The 20,385-nt window shown below is 29.1% G+C and carries 23 protein-coding genes and 4 pseudogenes; 6 read left to right on the top strand and 21 right to left on the bottom strand.

Annotation, left to right across the window (positions count from 1 at the left end; all coding sequences use genetic code 11):
* Positions 1–147: 147 nt before the first annotated feature.
* From ACZ1HD_RS11285 to htpG, 6 genes and pseudogenes are all read right to left on the bottom strand, one after another.
* Entirely contained in the window at positions 148–816 is a 669-nt protein-coding gene (locus ACZ1HD_RS11285) for an SDR family NAD(P)-dependent oxidoreductase (protein WP_472687474.1), read from the bottom strand.
* A 77-nt stretch (positions 817–893) separates the two neighbouring features.
* The gene (locus ACZ1HD_RS11280) at positions 894–1,409 is read right to left on the bottom strand and encodes a GNAT family N-acetyltransferase (RefSeq protein WP_472687473.1); all 516 of its coding nucleotides are present in this window, start codon (positions 1,407–1,409) and stop codon (positions 894–896) included.
* A gap of 7 nt (positions 1,410–1,416) precedes the next feature.
* Positions 1,417–2,304: a KPN_02809 family neutral zinc metallopeptidase gene (gene ypfJ, locus ACZ1HD_RS11275; RefSeq protein ID WP_472687472.1), complete on the bottom strand. Its 888-nt coding sequence runs from the start codon at positions 2,302–2,304 to the stop codon at positions 1,417–1,419.
* Between the two features lie 76 nt (positions 2,305–2,380).
* Entirely contained in the window at positions 2,381–3,388 is a 1,008-nt protein-coding gene (locus ACZ1HD_RS11270) for a transglutaminase domain-containing protein (protein WP_472687471.1), read from the bottom strand.
* A gap of 6 nt (positions 3,389–3,394) precedes the next feature.
* On the bottom strand, positions 3,395–4,033 hold the full coding sequence (locus ACZ1HD_RS11265) for a carboxypeptidase-like regulatory domain-containing protein (RefSeq protein ID WP_472687470.1): 639 nt from the start codon (positions 4,031–4,033) through the stop codon (positions 3,395–3,397).
* Between the two features lie 198 nt (positions 4,034–4,231).
* A pseudogene (gene htpG, locus ACZ1HD_RS11260) lies at positions 4,232–6,137 on the bottom strand (molecular chaperone HtpG).
* Positions 6,138–6,333: 196 nt separating this feature from the next.
* Here htpG and ACZ1HD_RS11255 point away from each other — a divergent pair.
* The 3 genes and pseudogenes from ACZ1HD_RS11255 (at position 6,334) to ACZ1HD_RS11245 (ending at position 9,018) form a co-directional block, all read left to right on the top strand.
* Positions 6,334–7,342, top strand: a pseudogene (locus ACZ1HD_RS11255) (3-oxoacyl-ACP synthase III family protein).
* Positions 7,343–7,483: 141 nt separating this feature from the next.
* Positions 7,484–8,296, top strand: a complete 813-nt coding sequence (locus ACZ1HD_RS11250) for a GLPGLI family protein (RefSeq protein WP_375240933.1) — start codon at positions 7,484–7,486, stop codon at positions 8,294–8,296.
* 359 nt (positions 8,297–8,655) lie between these two features.
* On the top strand, positions 8,656–9,018 hold the full coding sequence (locus ACZ1HD_RS11245) for a CoA-binding protein (RefSeq protein WP_472687469.1): 363 nt from the start codon (positions 8,656–8,658) through the stop codon (positions 9,016–9,018).
* Here ACZ1HD_RS11245 and ACZ1HD_RS11240 read toward each other — a convergent pair.
* From ACZ1HD_RS11240 to pyrR, 5 genes and pseudogenes are all read right to left on the bottom strand, one after another.
* Positions 9,019–9,935, bottom strand: a pseudogene (locus tag ACZ1HD_RS11240) (ribonuclease Z).
* A complete protein-coding gene (locus ACZ1HD_RS11235; RefSeq protein WP_472687468.1) occupies positions 9,932–10,120 on the bottom strand; it encodes a T9SS type A sorting domain-containing protein in 189 nt (62 codons plus the stop codon). Before ACZ1HD_RS11235 ends, ACZ1HD_RS11240 begins: the two are co-directional and overlap by 4 nt.
* 140 nt (positions 10,121–10,260) lie before the next feature.
* Positions 10,261–10,593, bottom strand: coding sequence for a hypothetical protein (locus ACZ1HD_RS11230; protein WP_472687467.1), 333 nt, complete (start codon positions 10,591–10,593; stop codon positions 10,261–10,263).
* 1 nt (position 10,594) lies between these two features.
* Entirely contained in the window at positions 10,595–11,524 is a 930-nt protein-coding gene (locus ACZ1HD_RS11225) for an aspartate carbamoyltransferase catalytic subunit (protein WP_077809725.1), read from the bottom strand.
* A 59-nt stretch (positions 11,525–11,583) separates the two neighbouring features.
* The gene (gene pyrR, locus ACZ1HD_RS11220; protein WP_472687466.1) at positions 11,584–12,123 is read right to left on the bottom strand and encodes a bifunctional pyr operon transcriptional regulator/uracil phosphoribosyltransferase PyrR; all 540 of its coding nucleotides are present in this window, start codon (positions 12,121–12,123) and stop codon (positions 11,584–11,586) included.
* 366 nt (positions 12,124–12,489) lie between these two features.
* On the opposite strand from pyrR, the gene ACZ1HD_RS11215 reads away from it, so the two are divergent.
* Positions 12,490–13,404 carry a tetratricopeptide repeat protein gene (locus ACZ1HD_RS11215; RefSeq protein ID WP_472687465.1) on the top strand — a complete coding sequence of 305 codons (915 nt, stop codon included), beginning with the start codon at positions 12,490–12,492 and terminating at the stop codon, positions 13,402–13,404.
* 125 nt (positions 13,405–13,529) lie between these two features.
* A complete protein-coding gene (locus ACZ1HD_RS11210) occupies positions 13,530–13,682 on the top strand; it encodes a hypothetical protein (protein ID WP_472687464.1) in 153 nt (50 codons plus the stop codon).
* Positions 13,683–13,785: 103 nt separating this feature from the next.
* On the opposite strand, the gene ACZ1HD_RS11205 is transcribed toward ACZ1HD_RS11210, so the two are convergent.
* The 7 genes from ACZ1HD_RS11205 to ACZ1HD_RS11175 form a co-directional block, all read right to left on the bottom strand.
* Positions 13,786–14,022 (bottom strand): hypothetical protein, encoded by a 237-nt coding sequence (locus ACZ1HD_RS11205; RefSeq protein ID WP_472687463.1) that lies wholly within the window; start codon positions 14,020–14,022, stop codon positions 13,786–13,788.
* A gap of 70 nt (positions 14,023–14,092) precedes the next feature.
* On the bottom strand, positions 14,093–14,818 hold the full coding sequence (locus ACZ1HD_RS11200) for a head GIN domain-containing protein (RefSeq protein WP_472687462.1): 726 nt from the start codon (positions 14,816–14,818) through the stop codon (positions 14,093–14,095).
* A 97-nt stretch (positions 14,819–14,915) separates the two neighbouring features.
* The gene (locus ACZ1HD_RS11195) at positions 14,916–15,884 is read right to left on the bottom strand and encodes a hypothetical protein (protein ID WP_472689340.1); all 969 of its coding nucleotides are present in this window, start codon (positions 15,882–15,884) and stop codon (positions 14,916–14,918) included.
* Positions 15,885–15,909: 25 nt separating this feature from the next.
* The gene (locus ACZ1HD_RS11190) at positions 15,910–16,230 is read right to left on the bottom strand and encodes a PspC domain-containing protein (RefSeq protein ID WP_472689339.1); all 321 of its coding nucleotides are present in this window, start codon (positions 16,228–16,230) and stop codon (positions 15,910–15,912) included.
* 17 nt (positions 16,231–16,247) lie between these two features.
* Entirely contained in the window at positions 16,248–16,604 is a 357-nt protein-coding gene (locus ACZ1HD_RS11185; RefSeq protein WP_472687461.1) for a hypothetical protein, read from the bottom strand.
* Complete coding sequence (locus ACZ1HD_RS11180; RefSeq protein ID WP_077809719.1) at positions 16,597–16,941, bottom strand: PadR family transcriptional regulator; 345 nt, start codon at positions 16,939–16,941, stop codon at positions 16,597–16,599. Before ACZ1HD_RS11180 ends, ACZ1HD_RS11185 begins: the two co-directional genes overlap by 8 nt.
* A gap of 10 nt (positions 16,942–16,951) precedes the next feature.
* On the bottom strand, positions 16,952–17,383 hold the full coding sequence (locus ACZ1HD_RS11175) for a DUF4870 domain-containing protein (RefSeq protein ID WP_077809718.1): 432 nt from the start codon (positions 17,381–17,383) through the stop codon (positions 16,952–16,954).
* Between the two features lie 150 nt (positions 17,384–17,533).
* Here ACZ1HD_RS11175 and ACZ1HD_RS11170 point away from each other — a divergent pair, with 150 nt between their 5' ends.
* Complete coding sequence (locus tag ACZ1HD_RS11170; RefSeq protein ID WP_472689338.1) at positions 17,534–17,989, top strand: DUF4442 domain-containing protein; 456 nt, start codon at positions 17,534–17,536, stop codon at positions 17,987–17,989.
* A 1-nt stretch (position 17,990) separates the two neighbouring features.
* Here ACZ1HD_RS11170 and ACZ1HD_RS11165 read toward each other — a convergent pair whose 3' ends face one another.
* From ACZ1HD_RS11165 to ACZ1HD_RS11155, 3 genes and pseudogenes are all read right to left on the bottom strand, one after another.
* Complete coding sequence (locus tag ACZ1HD_RS11165) at positions 17,991–18,146, bottom strand: hypothetical protein (protein ID WP_472687460.1); 156 nt, start codon at positions 18,144–18,146, stop codon at positions 17,991–17,993.
* Between the two features lie 145 nt (positions 18,147–18,291).
* On the bottom strand, positions 18,292–18,990 hold the full coding sequence (locus tag ACZ1HD_RS11160; protein ID WP_077809717.1) for a DUF4369 domain-containing protein: 699 nt from the start codon (positions 18,988–18,990) through the stop codon (positions 18,292–18,294).
* A 39-nt stretch (positions 18,991–19,029) separates the two neighbouring features.
* Positions 19,030–20,331 (bottom strand): annotated as a pseudogene (locus ACZ1HD_RS11155) (DUF819 family protein).
* Positions 20,332–20,385 lie beyond the last annotated feature (54 nt).

The raw sequence follows: 20,385 nt of genomic DNA, 5'->3' as shown, positions 1-20,385 counted from the left end.
AGTTGCTTTTTGATATATTAGTCTCTAATTGTTTTTTATGAATTAGGATTTTGCATTTTTTTACTTGTTTTAACAGCACTTTTTTGGGTGTTATAGGTATTGCTTTTAGCATTAATTTTTGAGATAAACTTACGCCGGATATTACATCTAAATCTCCATTAAGCATTGCATTATAACCATCTTTAGCAACAGAATTTGCATCTGCAGTATTTTTAAATAGAGAAGTTTTATCCATACCGAAGTTTTACCAAAATCGGTTTCTGTAGCACCTGGCATTAATGTGGTAACGGTTACGTTTGTTTCTGATAATTCTTCTGCAATAGCATTGCTAAAAGAAGTTACATAAGCCTTTGTTGCAAAATACACAGCTTGCAAAGGACCTGCCATTAAACTAGCAGTAGAAGATACATTTAATATTTTACCGCTATTTTTTTCTACAAAAGTTGGTAAAAACAATCTTGTTAATGCCGTAAGTGCAACAACGTTTAATTGAATCATGTTTAGGTCTTCTTCTAACTTTCTTTCATGAAATTTACCAATTCCACCAAAACCCGCATTGTTAATTAAATAGTCGATTTCTATTTTGCTATACTTTACAAAATTGAAAACCTCTTTTGCAGCATCCTTTTCTGTTAAATCTTTCTCTATAACAGATACGTGTATTTTATATTCTTTTTCTAACGCTTCTTTTAAAGCTAATAGTTTATCTTTACTTCTAGCAACAATAACTAAATTGCCACCAGTTTTTGCATGAATTTTTGCAAATTCTTTTCCGATTCCGCTACTTGCTCCTGTAATTAATGCTGTTTTGTTCATAACGTTTAGATTTATATATCAAAGATATTGTAAATTAAAAGTATAATTGAACGCAAATAACTGTAAGATTAACGTTTTTAAAATTCTAGAAATAATAAATAGTTAGGTCTAGTTTCTGTGGCTGATATCGGAAAATCATAAGAAGCAATTTTTTTAAATCCTACTTTTTTATAAAAATCGATGGCTCTAAAGTTTTTAATCCAAACGTAAAGCCAAATTCCTTTCTGATTTTCTTTTTGAATAAAATCTAGATTGTATTTAAAGAGTTCTTTTCCTAAACCTTTACCAAAAAAATCTTCTACTAAATACAAACGTTCCATTTTGGTGACGTTTTCTAGATTGATATGCTCATTTTTCTGATTCAAAATAATTTTCGAAAATCCGGCTAAAGTATCATCAACACATAGCAAACGATATTCGAAATTTTTATTGTTTATTTCTTTAAGAATGTTTTCTTCATTAAAATTCTCTTTAAGATACACATCCATTATATGCTTAGGTATTGCATCTTTATGCGGTAAATAAAAGGCTTTTTTACCAACTTCGGTTAATTTTTTAACGTCTTTGCTGGTCGCTTTTCTAATAGTAAACATATTGTAATTATAAAGAACGAGCGTTAAAAGTATCACCTTGGTTTACATCGCCAGTTTCAAAACCTTTTTTAAACCAACGCATTCTTTGTGCAGAAGTACCATGTGTAAAAGAATCTGGTACAACTCTACCTGTAGATTGTTTTTGTAAACGATCGTCTCCAATTGCATGTGCAGCGTTTAAGGCTTCTTTTAAATCTCCGGCGTCTAAAATCAAATCCATGTTTTTAGCATGATGTGCCCAAACGCCAGCATAAAAGTCTGCTTGTAATTCTAGCATTACAGAAAGTTTATTGTATTCTGTTTGGCTAATTTTACCTCGCATCGATTGTACTTTTCTATTCATACCAGTTAAGTTCTGAATATGATGCCCAACTTCATGCGCAATTACATAAGCTTGTGCAAAATCTCCAGGCGCATTTAGTTTTCTTGCCATTTCTTCAAAAAAACTTAAATCGATGTATAATTTATCATCACCAGGGCAATAAAAAGGACCAGTTGCACTAGATGCACCACCACAAGCAGAAGTTACCGAACCTGTAAAAAGCACTAGTGTAGGCTCTTTGTAATTCGGAATAATTTTATTCCAAACGTCTTCTGTACTTCTTAAAACACGATTACTAAATGCAGCTAATTCATTTTCTTTAGCAGAACCTTTATAAGTAGTATTTTGTATTTGATTATTGGTATTTCCGGTTAAAAAGTTTAGAGGATTATTGCCTGTAAAATACATTACACCTGCAACTATTGCCACAATAATTAACCCTTTTTTAGAAGTAACTAATTTTAATAGCAAACCTATTAGCATTGGGTTTAATCCGCCACCGGAACTTCTACCGGAAGAAGCACCTCTTCTATCGTCTACATTTGTACTTCTTCTATTACTTCTCCACTTCATATCTATTATGTTTAAAAATATAAAATTACTGTTTATTTTTAAAGTGTTAAAATAGATTGATGTTCAAAATGTAAATTTATTCTAAAACGTTAAAAGTTGAACTTGTAATTATTTCATTATTATAATATAGATGGATGTCAAATTTCCCTGTTTTTTTAAATTGATGTTTAATTGTAATTTGATTTGAGTTTTGTAAATCTAACTTTAAGTTGAGAACCTCGTTACCTTCATTAACTTTTAATTTTAATTTCTTTGAATTTATGGTTTTCGAAGTGTGAAAGTTTATAAAGCGAGAATCATTTTTAGATACATCGTTATTTAGTTTTAAAGATTTGGTTGGGTAAATTCCGTATTTAAAAGCGCCACCATAAACAATTGGATTTTCTGTAAAATTATTTTTTGATTTACTGTTGTTATCTATTAAAAACCATTTCTTTTTAAACGGATAATGTGTTTTAGAATATATTAACGGATTTTGTAAAAAGTATCCATCATTATAATCGAAAACAAATGCATTGTTATTTAAATCTAAATAGCCACTTGACAATGTAGCATCTGCTAAATACCATTTATTATTAATTTTTACAGCATTCCAAGAATGGTTTGGGTTTTCTAACGTTAGTACGTTGCTACTTGAGTTTCTAACATAACCGTTAACGATCTCGCACTTTAGATTTATTAAGTTTGTCATCACTTTTAATAAGTACGCATAACCAGTACACATTGTTTTTTTGTTGTTCAATAACCTCTTAAAAACTTTTTTAGAATAATTTTTGTTCCAAATTGCATAAGCAATATTATCTTTTTTATGTCTTTTTCTAGCGTTATTAATTCGCTTATACATATAATAATCAGCTTTTATATTCATACAAATCCATGAGTATATAGCTCTAAATTTTTCTACATCTGTTTCTAAGTTTATTGTTAAATTATAAGTTAACAGTGGTAAGTTTTTTAAGTTTTTACCATTGTATAATTTAGCAATACTATCTGCTTTTGTAAAATTTATGTTTTTAAAATCATTAAGCTGCGCATGAATCTCGATAGAAATTAAAAAGAATACAAAAAGTATAAAATACTTCATAAGAAACTAAGATTTCTTTTGAGATTTATAAACATTTCTCACGTCTACAGCTCCCATTAATACATAATTATCTTCTTCAAATTTAATATTCATAAAAACTTTAGAACTATTATTGTTAGAGGTTACTTTTACTTTTTTTGTAACATACCCCAAATAAGAAAATACAATTACATCTCCTTTTTGTAATTTTTTAGGAAATGTAAATTCTCCATCAAAATTAGTTTCTGTACCAATGTTACTTCCTTCTAACATAACACTAACTCCAGGTAAAAAATCGTTGTTATCAGACACTTTACCTTTTAAAGTTATATTATTTAGTTTTTTTATTTGTTTCTGCTGATTATTCTTTTGGGCATGAATATTTCCTATTGATAGAAAAGAAATCATTGAAAACGCAATTCCTGTTAAAATGTTTATTCTTCTTCTAGGTTTAAAAAGGTGAATTTGTTTTTGAGAGAATTTTCCACAAGTATTTTTAGTAGATTTCATTTTAAAATAGTTTATTATCTCTGTAGATGTCATTTTAGAAAAATCAATAACTTCTTTTTGACAAGAATTACAAAAACCACCTTTTTCGGTTTGTTTAAATAAATTAAAATTTTCTTTGCAAGGACTTATAATTTCTAACTGTAATTGTGTTTTCATGGTATGTATTTTAAAGTTATGTATCAAAACTACCTATTAACTTTAGGTTTTAAAATACAGTTTTAGGCAAAGGGCTATTTTGAAAGGTAAAGTATAGTTATGGTTTAGTAAACTTAAAATTTTTGCATAAAAAAACCTCTCTGAAAAACAGAGAGGTTTTTATTTGTAGTTTTCGCTAATACGAAAAACATCGTTGTTTTACTTGATTAACTCGTAAGAACGTTTGATAAAATTTGTTAATTCTTCACCATGTAATAGGTTTTGAGATAATTTTGCCAAATCAAAAGCCTGAGAAATCAATCCTTTTTGAGCTTCTTCATCTTTATTATTTAAAATCTCTGAAACTAATGGGCTGTTTGTGTTGACTACTAAATTGTACATGTCTCGGAAAATTACCCATTCCCATCATTCCGCCACCACCAGTTGCTTGCATTTCTTTCATTCTTCGCATAAATTCTGGAACAGTAATTATAAACGGAGAAGAATTAGAATCCATTGCCTCTAATTGAACAGTATAAGATTTAGAGTTTACAGCACTTTCTATAATTGGCTTTAATTTTTCTTTTTCTTCTTCTGTTAATTTAGAAATAACGTTATCGTCTTTCTTAATTAAGTTATCTACATGATCTGCATCTACTCTTGTAAATTTAATTTTACCATCTCCACCTTCTAATTTTTGCATTAAGTGAGATATAATTGGCGAGTCTAAGATTAAAACTTCGTAACCTTTAGCTGTAGCTTCTTGTATGTAACTGTGTTGTGCATCTTTGTTAGCTGCATATAAAATTACATGGTTACCATCTTTATCTGTTTGAGTATCTTTTGTTTTTTCGATCAATTCATCAAAAGTGAAAAAAGTATCTGCAACCGTTGGGTATAAAGCAAACTTTTTAGCTTTGTCAAAGAATTTATCTTCAGACAACATTCCGTATTCGATAATTACTTTAATATCGTTCCATTTTGTTTCAAAATCTGCTCTATCTTTTTTGAATAAAGAAGATAATTTATCAGCAACTTTTTTAGTAATGTAGCCAGAGATTTTTTTAACAGCACCGTCTGCTTGTAAATAAGAACGAGAAACGTTTAATGGAATATCTGGTGAGTCGATAACACCTTTTAACATCTGTAAAAAGTCTGGTACAATTCCTTCTACATTATCTGTTACAAAAACTTGGTTTTGATACAATTGGATTTTATCCTTTTGCATATCCATGTTTTGAGATAACTTAGGAAAGAATAAAATACCTGTTAAATTAAAAGGATAATCTACATTTAAGTGAATGTGAAATAAAGACTCTTCGAACTGCATTGGATACAATTCTCTGTAAAAATTATCATAATCTTCTTTCTCTAAATCTGCAGGTTTCTTAGTCCAAGCAGGTTCTGTATTATTGATAATTTTGTCTACAGTTATTTGTTTGTGCGGTTCTGTAGTTTCTTTACCGTCTTTATCTTTTGTAGTTTTAGGTGTAAACTCTGGATCGTTAATTTCTTTTGTTCCAAATTTAATTGGCACTTGATTAAAACGATTATATTTCGTTAATAAACCTTCAATTTTACTTTCTTCTAAAAACTCTAAAGAATCTTCTGCAACATGTAAAACAATTTCTGTTCCTCTGTCAGACTTATCATGTTCTACCAATGTATACTCCGGCGATCCATCACAAGTCCAATGCGCTGCAGGTGCATCTTTAAACGATTTTGTAATAATTTCTACTTTGTCTGCAACCATAAAAGCAGAGTAAAAACCTAAACCAAAATGCCCAATAATACCAGCTTCGTTGTCTTTATATTTGTCTAAAAACTCTTCTGCACCAGAAAAAGCAATTTGATTGATGTATTTCTCAACCTCATCGGCAGTCATACCAAGACCTTGATCTTTAATAGTAATTGTTTTAGCATCTTTGTTAATGCTAACCTCAATTTTTGCGTCTCCTAATTCAGTATCTGCTTCACCAATAGCAATTAAATGCTTTAATTTAGAAGTAGCATCTGTTCCGTTAGAAATTAATTCACGTAAAAAAATTTCGTGATCTGAGTATAAGAACTTTTTAATTAACGGAAAGATATTCTCTACCGATACATTAATATTTCCTTTTGCCATTTTGTATATAGTTTAAAATTTGACTTTATTATTTTGATATATCAATAGTCAAAAAAATACCAAAAAGAAGATTCTGACAAGATGACAGAAAGAAGTTTTTTAATGTCAATAAAAACTATTTCTGATATAAAAACAAAAATCACTATTTTTGCTAATTACAAACAAACGAATAATTAAAAATATTGACCATTAAATTATGTATAATTCAAAAATAACAGGTCTTGGATATTATGTTCCTGATAATGTCGTAAAAAATGATGATTTAAAGGAGTTTATGGAAACTTCTGATGAGTGGATTCAGGAAAGAACGGGTATAAAAGAAAGAAGATGGATAGACCCAAAATCTCGGAGATACAACAGCGGTTATGGGAGCAAAAGCTTCTAGAATTGCCATTGAAAGAGCGGGTTTAACTAAAGATGATATTGATTTTATAGTATTTGCAACTTTAAGTCCGAGATATGTATTTTCCTGGTGGCGGAGTTCAAATTCAAGAAATGCTAGAGATGCCAACAATTGGTGCTTTAGATGTACGTAATCAATGTTCGGTTTTATTTATGCAATGTCTGTAGCAGATCAGTTTATTAAAACTGGTATGTATAAAAACATTTTAGTTATTGGTGCAGAAAATCATTCTGGTGGTTTAGAAAAATCTACAAGAGGTAGAAATGTATCTGTAATTTTTGGTGATGGGGCAGGAGCAGCTGTACTTTCTAGAAGCGAAGAAGCTGGTAAAGGTATTTTATCATCTCATTTACACTCAGAAGGAAAACATGCGAAAGAATTAGCGTTAATTGGTCCATCAACTAAAAGATGGGTTCCAGAAATTATCGAAGCTAATGATCCTGATGATGTTTCTTATTATCCTTACATGAACGGACAATTTGTTTTTAAACATGCAATAGGACGTTTTTCTGAAGCAATTGTAGAAGGTTTAGAAGCAAATAAATTGCAAAAAGAAGATATTGATATGCTTATTCCTCATCAAGCAAATTTGCGTATTGCTCAATTTATTCAAAAGAAATTTCAACTTTCTGATGATAAAGTGTACAACAATATCATGAAATATGGTAATACAACTGCAGCGTCTGTAATAATTGCGTTAACAGAAGCTTGGGAAAAAGGAAAAATAAAAGATAATGATCTTGTGGTTTTAGCTGCTTTTGGTAGTGGATTTACATGGGGTTCTGTAATTATACGTTGGTAAATATTACATTTTACTTATAATTAAAAAAAGACTTGTTATTACAAGTCTTTTTTTACATCTTGTTAAAAAAGACAAATATCATTTAAAATTCTTGTTGTTTAATATTTTAGTATATTTGTTAAACAATAAATAGGTTTTATTATGAAAGTCAGTTATATCAAGAATGTTGTTTTTGTTTTTTTGTTCTCTATTTCTTCGATCTCTTTTTCTCAAAGTTTTAGTGGTAAAGTAACTTATGTTTCAAAATCTAAAATGGAATTAGGAAAATGGGGAGCAAAAATGAGTGAAGCTCAGAAAAAACAAATTGCCAGCAGACTTAAAAACAGGTTAGAAAAAACATATGTTTTAAAATTTAACAAACAAGAATCTTTTTTTAAAGAAGATGAAAAAATAGATGCTATATCCGGTGCAACAGATTCTTGGGGAGCTTATTTTTCTAGAGGAGATCAATACAAAAGTATTTCAGATAACAAGTTAATTCAGTCTCAAGAGTTTTATGGTAAAAGGTTCTTAGTAAAAGACGATTTATATAAAATTAATTGGACTTTAGGTTCGGAAACTAAGCAAATTGGTAACTATACTTGCTTTAAAGCAAAAGCATTTGTTCCTTATCAAGAGTTAAAATGGTTCGAATTTTCTTGGAGTGATTTAAACGCATCTAATAAAGAAGGGCAAGAAGAAAAAATGATTGTAGTAGAAGCGTGGTATACACCCACAATACCAATTGCCCAAGGACCTGCAGAATATTGGGGTTTACCAGGATTAATTTTAGAAGTAAGTGCCCAAAATACAACGCTTTTATGCACAGAAATAGTAATAGATAAGCAAAATAATTTAGAGGTTTCTCCGCCAGAAAAAGGGAAACAAATAACTAAAAAGGAATATGCGAAAACTGTTAAAAATAAAATGTTAGAAATGAGAAATAATAGAATGGGTAGAGGTAGAAGAGGTTAATTTTTTTTATAGTTTTGATCTATACTTTTAGAAATTATTTATGAGAAAAAATTTAAAAATACTTTTATTATTATCAAACATCTTTCTATTTATTTTTGTTTTAAATGCATTTGTTAAATTTATAATTTTCGAGGGTACAAAGACCAATTCGATACTTATTTTTATCTTTTGTATTGTAAATATTATAATAGCTGTTAAAGGCTCGATAGAGGCCACAGAAAATAACAAATAAAAAATCCGTAGTATTTATATACTTCGGATTTTTGTTATTAAATCAAATAAATTACTTTAGTGAAGACAAAGTAATTATCTTATAGACGAATGTAAAATCTATTTGTTTCAATTTTTATTTAAAAAATATGAGTAAGAAAACGTTAGTAATAGGAGCTTCTTTAAAAAAAGAAAGGTACTCTAACCGTGCAATACAAAAATTAAGAGCTCACCAAATTGATACTGTTGCTATAGGCTTAAGAAAAGGTATAGTTGCAGATGTTAATATAGATGTAGCTAAAAAAGAGTATCAGAATATAGATACGGTTACTTTATATTTAAATCCGAAAAGACAAGAAGAGTATTACAACTATATTATAGATTTAAAACCCAATAGAGTTATTTTTAATCCGGGTACAGAGAATTTTGAATTTCTTAAGATGTTAAAGAAGAATAATATAGAAAGTGAAATAGCTTGTACCTTAGTTTTGTTAGGAACAAACCAATACTAATTATTTTAAAGTAAATTTTGCACCAGGTTTAGCTAAAGAAACATTATCAAAAACAGTTTTTGCTTCTTTTTGAAACACAGTTGTGTCTCGGATATCTACCGTGAAAAATGACCTAGAATTAATTCTTTAGCACTTGCATCTTTGGCAATTTTAGCAGCTTCTATAGAAGTAGAGTGCTTTGTTTTTTTAGCCAAATCTTGTCTGTCTGCTAAAAAAGTAGACTCATGATATAATAAATCTACATCTTTTATAATTGGTACAATATCTGGTTTATAACTAGTATCGCTACAAAAAGCATAGCTTAATGGTTTTGGTGGGTCTAATGTTAAACTTTTATTTGGTACAACTTCTCCGGAGGTTAAATTAATGTCTCTACCAGCTTTAATGTTTAAATAATCTGCTTTGTCAATTTCTGGATAACCGCTAATATTTAGCATGTTTAATTTTCTTGGTTTTTCTTTCTCTTTAAAAAGATAACCATTTGTATACACTCTGTGGTTTAAAGGAATTGTAGTAACGGTAACTTTATCATCTTCATAAATTAATTCACTTTCTTTTGAAGTTAGTTCATGAAATACCATATTAAATTTGGCATGAGATTCAGATATTTTTAGCATCTGCATGGTTGCTTTTTGAATACCTTTTGGCCCGTAAATATGCATTTCTTTTTCTCTACTTAACATACCATAAGTAGATAGTAAACCAACCAAACCATAATAGTGGTCGCCGTGTAAATGAGAAATAAATATGTGATTTATTTTAGAAAAACCAACTTTGTATTTACGCATTTGGCGTTGCGTGCCTTCGCCACAATCTATAAGAAAATGATTGTTGTTAATTTCTAAGTATTGTGCAGTAGGAAATGCGTTTGCACGAGGTGTTGCAGAATGACAACCTAGAATAGTAAGGTTTATCATTTAATTACAAAACGTTTAGAAATTACTTTCTTATTGTTCTGTATACTGTAAATGTACATACCTGTAGCTAAATCGTTTTTATAAAATGGTATTTTATTTTTACCCGATGTAGTATTATACGTTTTCTTAAAAACAGTTTTACCCAAAACATTTCTTACAGTTAAAATAACCGAAGAATTGGACACAGAATTGAAAGTTATATTTGTAACACTTGTAAAAGGATTAGGAGCAGTAGATAAGTTATCTACAGTTTTTTTTGCGAAAAAGCTGTAAATGAAACCGATAAAAATAAAATGAAAAGTATTTTTTTACCATAAATTATCTTTTAAAATCCTAATTCTCTTTCTATTGCTTCCATTTCTAAAATATCTTCTGCTTCTTGCAAAGTAGGTACAATATTTAAGTTTTCTGGAAAGTTATCAATATCAATAACCGAATTAACTATCACAAATGACGTGCCATTTTGCTGTTTTTCTTCGGCTATATCCAAAAATAGTAAAAAATCTTTATTTTCTAAGCTTATTTTTTTAGAAATATGAATAATTAAATGTCCGTCTTTAATGTATCCGAAGTTATCTTTAAATTTTTTATAAAATTCTGTAAAGTTTTCTTCTTCAGAAGTTACAAGAATATAATTCTCTTTTTTTGTAATTAGCATCTTATCTTTTTATTTGTTGCGCCAATAAATAAATTACTGCCATTCTAACTGCAACACCATTTTCTACTTGATTAAGTATAATAGAATCATTAGAATCTGCGACATCACTTGTTATTTCTACACCTCTATTTATTGGTCCTGGATGCATAATTACAATTTTCTTGCCAAGGTTGTCTAATATTTGTTGATTGATACCAAATAATTGTGTGTATTCTCTTGTAGACGGAAAATATTTAATATCCATTCTTTCATGCTGTACACGTAAAACATTGGCAACGTCACACCACTCTAAGGCTTTTTTTAAGTTTGTTTCTACCTCTACACCTAAACTTGTAATATGTTTAGGTATAAGTGTTGTTGGCCCACATACTTTTACTTTTGCACCTTGAAGTTGTAATGCAAAAATGTTAGACAAAGCAACTCTAGAATGTAAAATATCACCAACAATAACTATTTTTTTACCTTTTACGCTTCCTAATTTTTCTCTAATAGAATAAGAATCTAAAAGTGCTTGTGTTGGGTGCTCGTGAGTACCATCTCCGGCATTTATAATTTTTGCATTTACATGTTTAGATAAAAATACGCCCGCCCCAACATTACCATGTCTCATTACAACAATATCTACCTTCATGGCTAAAATATTGTTAACCGTATCTATTAAAGTTTCTCCTTTTTTTACAGAAGATTGTCCTGCAGAAAAGTTAATTACATCTGCAGAAAGTCTTTTTTCTGCAAGTTCGAAACTTAGTTTTGTTCTTGTGCTGTTTTCAAAAAATAAATTTGCAATGGTAATATCTCTTAAAGATGGTACTTTTTTAATAGGTCTATTAATTACCTCTTTAAAATGATCTGCAGTTTTAAAAATAACATCAATATCATTGGGCTTTAAATATTTTATTCCCAATAAATGTTCTACGCTTAATTCTGACACATCAACATATTTAAGTTAGATATTTGTTTTTTATTCTTCATGGTAGCTTGTAAACTTGGTTACTTTAATTCTATAAAAACAGCGTCTTTGCTATGGGTTTCTTTCCAGGTAACCAAAACACGCTCTTCATTTATAGCATCTACTTGTCGGCCTCTATAATTTGGCTGAATTGGTAAATGCCTGCTAAATCTTCTGTCAATTAAAACCAAAAGTTCTATATTTTCGGGTCTTCCGTAAGACTGAATTGCTGTTAAAGCAGCTCTAATACTTCTTCCGAAAAATAAAACATCATCAATAATTACAACTTTTTTACCTTCTATTAAAAAATCCATTTCTGTAGTTTCTGCAGCCAACGGTTTTTCTTTTCGTCTAAAATCGTCTCTGTAAAAAGTAATGTCTAAAAGTCCTAACTCTAAGTTTTTAATATTATAATCAGTTTTTAACAAATTGGCTAATCTATTTGCCAAATAAGAACCTCTTGGTTGTAAACCAATAAGTACTGTATTAGAAAAATCATTATGGTTTTCAATTAACTGACAAGCTAATCGATGAAGAATAATTTCAATATCTTTTGAGTTAAGTAAGGTTTTTTTGCTCATAAGAAGGCTATCAATTTAAGTTGATAGTTATTGAAAATCAAAATTAATGTAAATTTATGTATGCACAAAATTATTAAGGCTTAAATAAAGTTGGCTTTTTGTTAATTAAATTGTTGAAAAGAAAAACTTCGCAGCCAATTGTTTTCCTAGAGTTATACTACCTTTATTATCATAATTCAAATCTCTTAGTTATGTCTCTATTAAAATTTGAATCGATGCTCAAAACCAACAATATTTATTTTTTTGATTTGGTAGAGTTTGAAGAAATCATCATACATTATTTAGATTCGGTAAAGTATCATTAGCAAAAAAAGCAATAAAATTGGGGTTAGAACAACACCTGAATCTATTGATTTAAAATTGTTGATGGTAGAAATGCACTTAACAGAGCATGAGGTAGATAAAGCAGAAAAACTTTTAAAAAAAGTAGCAATAATTGCACCAGATAATGAAGAAGTTTTTATACAAAAAGCTACAATAAACTCTAAAAGAGGTTTGCATAAAGTTGCCATTAAAGATTTAGAACAAGCTTTAGATTTAACCGAAGATAAAGTAGATGTTTGGTCTTTATTGGGTATGGAATATTTATATTTAGATGATTTTACAAATGCTAGAAAAAACTTTGCAAACTGTATCGAAGTAGATTACGAAGACTATTCTGCACTTTATAATATTGTGTATTGTTTCGATATGCAAGAAGAGCATGAAGAGGCTGCAACATACTTAAAATCTTACATAGAAATAAACCCTTATTGCGAAGTTGCATGGCATCAATTGGGGAGGCAATATTTTGTTTTAAACAATTTTGAAGAAGCTTTAAAAGCTTTTGAATATGCTGTTTTAATTGACGAATCTTTTTTAGGCGGATATCTAGAAAAGGCAAAAACATTAGAACAATTAGGAAATTATCAAGATGCTATAGACAATTATTTAATTACTTTAGAGTTAGATGATCCTACTGCATACGCATACATTAGAGTAGGTGAGTGCTACCAAAAATTAGAAAATTTAGAAGCTGCAATTTCTTACTATAAAAATGCTGTACACGAAGATCCATTACTAGATAAAGGTTGGGGTTTATTAGCTAACATTTATTTTGATCTAGAAAATTACCAAAAAGCATCTTATTATTTATCTAAAGCATTAAAAATAGACCAAGACAATGCGGTGTATTGGAGTAGGTATGCAGAAATAAAACTAAAACTTAGCTTTTTGGAAGAAGCCGTTTCTGGTTATAATAATTGTTTGCGTTTGGGCGATAATTCCCTGAAATTTATTTAGGTTTAATTGATGTTTTATCATTTTTAGGCGAATATAATTACGCTTTAAAAGTAATTTTTGAAGCTCAGAAAATACATAAAGGCTTTGCAGAAATAGAATACCGATTTGCAGGCTTATTTTTTATTATGAATAAAAATAAATATGCTTTTTCTCATTTGATCAAAGGAATGCAGATTGATTATGATTATCACATCATTTTAAAAGAGCTTTATCCTACGGTTTATGATAATTTAGAAGTTAAAAAGCTTTTAAGTAACTACAAAAAAGCAACGGAATAGTTATAAAAAAGTAAGCGCTGTTTTTTTAAAAACAGCGACTTACCAAGTAAACTAATAAAACCAAGTATTAGTAACCATATTAGAAGTTAGCTTTCTAATTTTTTTATTTTTTTGCATAAAACTGTTTACTGTTTTTTGACAAAATTTCACTTATATTTTTTGGTTGTTCTAATTTAGAAGAATTTTCTGTAAAAACATTCTTATCGCCTTTTATTGACTTATAAAATTCAGAATTTTTTTCTATTTGAGTATTCGAAATCCAAGTAAAAAAGAACATGATTATTGCAATTAATACTTTTACAATCATAGAATCTTTGAAGGAATCTAATAATGTTTTCATAGCTATTTTTTTAGAATTCTTCAGGTTTATTACAACCTGAAGAAATCATTTTTTGGTTGATTGATTTATTTTATTTTCTAGAAATACTACCTCCAGAAGAAGACTTTTTATTTACAATTTTCGGATTACCTTTATAATCTATATCTCCGCCACTAGTAGCTTTCGCTTCAATTTTTTCTGAAGCATAAATATCAATATCTGCACCACTTGTTACTTTGGCAATAACGTTTTTACTTTCTAAGTCGTAAGCGTCAATAGAACTTCCGCTTGTAGCGCTAGATGCATGATTGGTTGTGTTACCAGCTATGTTAATATCTGATCCACTTGTAGATTTTGTAGCTACACTTTCTGCATCAACTTTAATGTTTATGTCTGCGCCACTTGTTGCAGAAATAGATATTTCTTTAGTATTTATAACATCTTCGGTATACACATCTGCACCACTTGTAGCTTTTAAATTAGATAGTTCTTTTAGTGTTACATGAACTTTTCTTGATTTCGATTGCCAAATATTTTTATCTGTATAAATTCTTAAAACACCATCATTAACTTCGGTTTTTATAATTTCTTGCAGGTTTTCATCAGCTTCTACAACAACTTCAGTATTGCTACTTTGGCTAATGTATAAATCGATACCGTTGCTTACATGTATACCGTTAAAAGTATCACTAACGTTTCTTGTCTCTGTTGTAACATTTCTATTACCATTTACTTTATTTAAATAATCGACACCACAAGATGTTAAAATAGTCGATAAAAATAAAATTGTTAAAAGTTGGTTGATTGATTTTTTCATGATGTTGTTTTTAAATTTATATGGTAAATATCACAGTTAAGACGCTTATTGCCAATATAAAGTTGCCCAGTTGTATTTTATTTGTACTGAATTGTAATTAAAATGTGTCTTCAACTTTTTTATCTTCATCATCTTCATCATCTTCTTTTTCAATTGTACAATCTGTACATTCTAAAGCGCTGTTTGTCATTTTAAAATAATGATTAGTCATTTCGTCTTCGTCTAAATTACTTTCATTTGTAACATTGTATAAAAATGATTTAACCGAATTATCAAAATAGATAGTAGAAGTAGTTGGTAAAAACAGCGTAATTACAATTTCTTCATCTTTAAAAATATTTTTTATGTTCGATAGAAAGTAAGCATCTAATAAAAGCTCATTATTAGAAAAAGTGAAGTTATATGCTATTTTTTCAGCATTTTTACTCGCTCTAATACTACTTCTGCCATAAGATTCTTTTTGAATAATTACATAAGCTTCGTTTGTATTGCTTTTATTAACATCAATTCTTATGTCATTTGTATAAACCATACGCTTATTATCAACTTCAACTTCGTGTCTTCTAGAAGATCTTCTTAAGTTGTGTTTATAATAGATTTCGTCATTGTTAATCATCTTTACAGTTAACGTGTCTTGTTTCGAAATTGTAAGATTCTTTTTTACCACATTTTTACCATAATTAGCATGTGTAGTTCCAAACTCTATTGCCGTAAAAATGATCATTAACAAAGCAATTATCCATATACCTAAAAGAGATAAAGAGGTTACTCTACTAACTTGTTTTACATTACTAGATAACATTCTTAAACCTAAAATTAATAAGGCTAAAAAAGGAATACCAACTAAAACAAATAAAGAAACTGTTAGCAACCATCTTGGTAGCGTTGCGTCATAAAAGAATTCCGGGTAACTAATATAATTTCCATCTATATTTAAGAATTCTAAACTTCCTACAGAAAACCCTCCAATAATTAGAGATAAAATAATGGCGGCACCTAAGAATACAAATAGTACACCTAAAAACTTTCCTATAATTTTAAAAAAGCCAAGTATAATTTTACCAATTGTATCTAAAAAATCTTGTAAACCATTATTTTTTTGTCTTTGCTGAAAAAGTTTGACTCATTTTTTCTGAGAACTCATTAGCACCATCTTTAAATTTTTCTGATGCTTGATTCGCAACATTTCTAACATTTTCTGATACGTTAGAAAATTCTTCTCTAATTTTCTTTTCAATGTTATCAATATTTACAGGTTCACCTTCCATCTGTAATTTTTCTGCTGTAGTTTTTGCCTCCGGCAATAGAATCCATAAAATAATGTAAATTAAAATTCCGAATCCTGCTCCAAAGAAAAGTGCCAACAAACCTAAACGAATCCAAATTGCGTCAATATCAAAATAATGCGCAATACCGGATGCAACACCACCTAAAAATTTATCATCGCCATCTCTAAATAATTTTTTCCCGAAGTATTATTTCTCTTATAAGAATAACTTGCATCAGAATATGCTTCTTCTGCCTCTGCGTAATCTTCTGGTTGACCCATTATTACAATAATATCTTCGATATCACCTTCGTTAACAACTTGTCTAGCATCAGTAATTTTTTCTGATAAAAGTTCACTTATACGTGCTTCTATATCTGCTATTATTTCATTTTTTCCTTGCGGATCTTCACTTAAAGATTTAGAGATAGACTCTAGATATCTTCTTAGTTTTTGATAGGCAATCTCGTCTATATGGAAGAAAAATCCGCCTAAATTTATATTTATTGTCTTATTCATCTGAAGTTGGTTTTGTGCTAATTACTTGGTTAACTGCGTTTACTAAATTACTCCATGTTTTGTCTAATTCTTTTAAAAACATGCCTCCGTTTTCTGTTAAAACGTAGTATTTTCTTGGTGGTCCAGAGGTTGATTCTTCCCATCTGTACGATAATAAACCAGCATTTTTTAAGCGGGTTAGTAACGGGTAAATGGTTCCTTCAACCACAATCATTTCTGCACCTTTAAGCGTAGAAAGTATTTCTGATGTATATGCATCTCCATTTTTTAGAATGGATAAAATACAATACTCTAAAACACCTTTTCTCATTTGTGCTTTTGTGTTTTCTATCTTCATATAATGTGGTTTATTTAATAAATTTTATAGTAAAAGGGTACTTGTAATTTTCTCCTTCTTTTGCTTTTAAAGAAGCTATTATAACTAATGCAATGCCAATTAAATAAATAATACTTGCTACCGTACCAAAACCAATTATTCCTAAAAAGTTATGAGAATTTAAATCTAAATTGATGCTAAAATTGTCGAAATGATTGAATTCTCTGATAAAAGAACCAAAGGCAAATGGAATAAATGTTAAGGTCAACAAGAAAGAGTATAAAGTGTAGCTAATATTAAAATTTACTGCCTCTTTACCTTGTTCATCTAAAAATTCACTTCGTTCTTTTAATGTTTGCCACGCTATTAACGGTGTAATTATATGGCCAAAAGGAAATATAAAACCAGCAAAAGCAGATAAGTGAATTAAAAAGGCGTTTGTATTTTGTTTATTATTTTTCATGATTATAGTATATAATACTTTCTTATGCAAATATATATCTTAAAAAAGGTATTATGCAATACATAGTACTATAATTAACATTTTTTTAACATTTTTAAAATGCTAAATATGATTAATAAAAGTGGTACTTTGCCTGTCTTAATAAGCAATATGAAGATTACACCTAAAAAAGTAAACCTGTTTATGTTACTTAAATTACCATTGGGTTATTTAAGCGGAATGAGAGTTTTATCTATATCTAAAGATGAGGCAGTTGTAAAAATTAAACATAAATGGATGAATCAAAATCCTTTTAAAAGTATGTTTTGGGCAGCACAAGGTATGGCTGCAGAAATGAGTACTGGCGTTTTGGTGATGAAGGCTATCGAAGATTCTAATAGAAAAGTTTCTATGTTAGTAACCAAGCAAGATGCAGCGTTCTATAAAAAGGCAACGGGTAAAATTATGTTTACTTGCAATGGTGGGGTAGAAGTTACCAAAGCTATTCAGAAGTCTATTGAGACAAATGAAGGGCAAGTTGTGGTTTTGTCTTCCGAAGGCGTAAATGAAGACGGTATAGTAGTTTCAAAATTTAATTTTGAATGGAGTCTAAAAGTAAAGGCTTAAACTAATTCGCTAGTTTTTTTCTAAGATATAATTTTGGTCTTTCTTCGTTGTAGTCACAATCTTGAAAAATACCACAAGAAACACTAGTTCTAGCTAAAGATTTTGTCTCTTCGTGTTTTTTAGATAAGGCTTCAATTTCCGGAGATAAATATTTCATAATTGAGTATAATTTAAAATTATGATGCAAAACTAGATTTTTTTGAAGCAAATATGTTAAATAAAAGATAATTTTAGATTATTGATACTTTATCGAAATAAATTTTAAGCATAAAAAAACCGAGTATAAACTCGGTTTTTTTAATTTATTCTTTTGCTTTTATTTCGCTTATATATTTATCTAAACGTTTACCGTATGCAGATTTTTTAACATCTATTGATAATGAATTATTAATTGTGTCTAATAATTTAATGTTTGCATCGTACAATTGTGTTAATGCAATATATGGTGCTACTTCTAAGTCTTTATTGTTTAACGCAAAATTTGTGGTGTAAAGATATTTTCTACGGATCATTCTATCAAAGTCAGTTTTAACTTTAGTCATTAAATCTTGATCCTGTGCTTTTGTAGCTTCAAATTCTTTTTTAATAAATTCTAATCGTTGGTTTTTAAACTTGTTATTAACCTTTATAAAATTATTTAGAACTTCTTGATTTTTAGAACCTGTAATCTCTGGGTTGAATCCGAAAATATCAATATTATCATTAATTGTAATAGTTCCTTTATCACCAAAAAATAAAATTCTTTTATCTGTGGTTTTACTATCAAACGCTAAATAATACATCACAGGCGATTCTACATTGTCTGTTAATTTAAAATTTCCGTCTCCAAAAACATTTACAGAATCTACAGAAACCAATAGTGTATCATTCATTTTCTGAAGATATAAGGTTCCTTTTTTAAGTCCTTTTATGTTTCCTTGAACAATCATGTTTCCATCTTTTTTAGACGAACATGCAAAAATTAACATCGATGCTAGTAAAACTGTTACTATTTTCTTCATTGTTTATAAAAATTTAGTCTGCAAATATGCTTTATTTTTTTAAATAGTTGAAGCTAATTCCATTAAAATTGTACACAAAATTGCACCAACTGTACCAATAGCGTATCCAAAAACAGCTAATAATACACCAACAGTTGCTAAAGAAGGATGAAAAGCTTGAGCTACAATGGGTGCAGAAGCGGCACCACCAACATTAGCTTGACTACCAACTGCTAAAAAGAAATAAGGTGCTTTAATTACTTTAGCAACAATTATTAATAAAACAGCATGTATTGTCATCCAAACAAAACCAATTGCAATTAATCCTGGATTTTCAAATGCCTGATTTAAATCCATTTTCATACCAATTGTTGCTACTAAAATGTATATAAAAATACTACCAAGTTTACTTGCACCAGCGCCTTCATAGTTTTTAGCTTTAGTATAAGATAATAAAATGGCTACAATTGTAGAAATACTAATTAACCAGAAAAACCAGATCCTAAGAAAGAAAACACATTTCGCCAAGTTTGAGATTCTATAGAAGCAACAAACTCAGAAAAAAATTGACTTAAGTATTTTGCTGAAAAATGACCAAAACCAACAGTACCAAATGCTATAGCAAGCATAATCATAAAGTCTGTTAATGTTGGATTTTTCTTTACTTTTTTAGTAAATAAAATTACCTTTTCTTTTAAGTCTTCGATAGCAGAAGTATCTGCTTTTAGCCATTTGTCTATTTTTTCTTTCTTACCAATACCAATTAGTAAAACTGCCATCCAAACATTTGCAATTACAATATCAACAATTACCATTCCGCCATATTTTGCAGGATTGTATTTGTAAATTTCTAGCATTGCAGTTTGGTTTGCACCACCACCAATCCAGCTACCAGCTAATGTAGATAAACCTCTCCAAACAGCATCAAAATCTGCACCACCAACTGTTTCGGGTGAAAATGTAGAAATTAATAATATTGCTAAAGGTCCGCCAATTATTACACCAACAGTACCAGTAAAAAACATTATTAAAGCTTTAGAACCTAAATTAAAGATAGCTTTTAAATCGATACTTAGTGTCATTAAAACCAAAGCAGCAGGTAATAAAAATCTACTAGCAACGTAATAAAGTTGAGAAGAGTTTTTACTAACAGCGCCTGTAGCATCTGTAGTTTGCCATTCGGAGAAATAATACCAACAGTCGTAAAAATTGCAGGAATAAAATATGCCATAAATAAACCTGGCACTATTTTATAGAATTTTGGCTGAAGCCAGTTTTTAATCCTTCAGTATAAAAAACAAAGCCTAAAGAAATCATTAGGATACCAAAAACAATGGCATCATTTGTAAAAATTGGTTGCATAATTAAATTGTTTTTCTTAGAAAAATCTGTATTTACAATGATACCTAATTGTAA

This window comes from Polaribacter sp. HA6-7 (assembly GCF_055693625.1).
The sequence above is the reverse complement of the archived record's forward strand: the minus strand, read 5'-3'. Positions and strand labels throughout refer to the sequence as shown.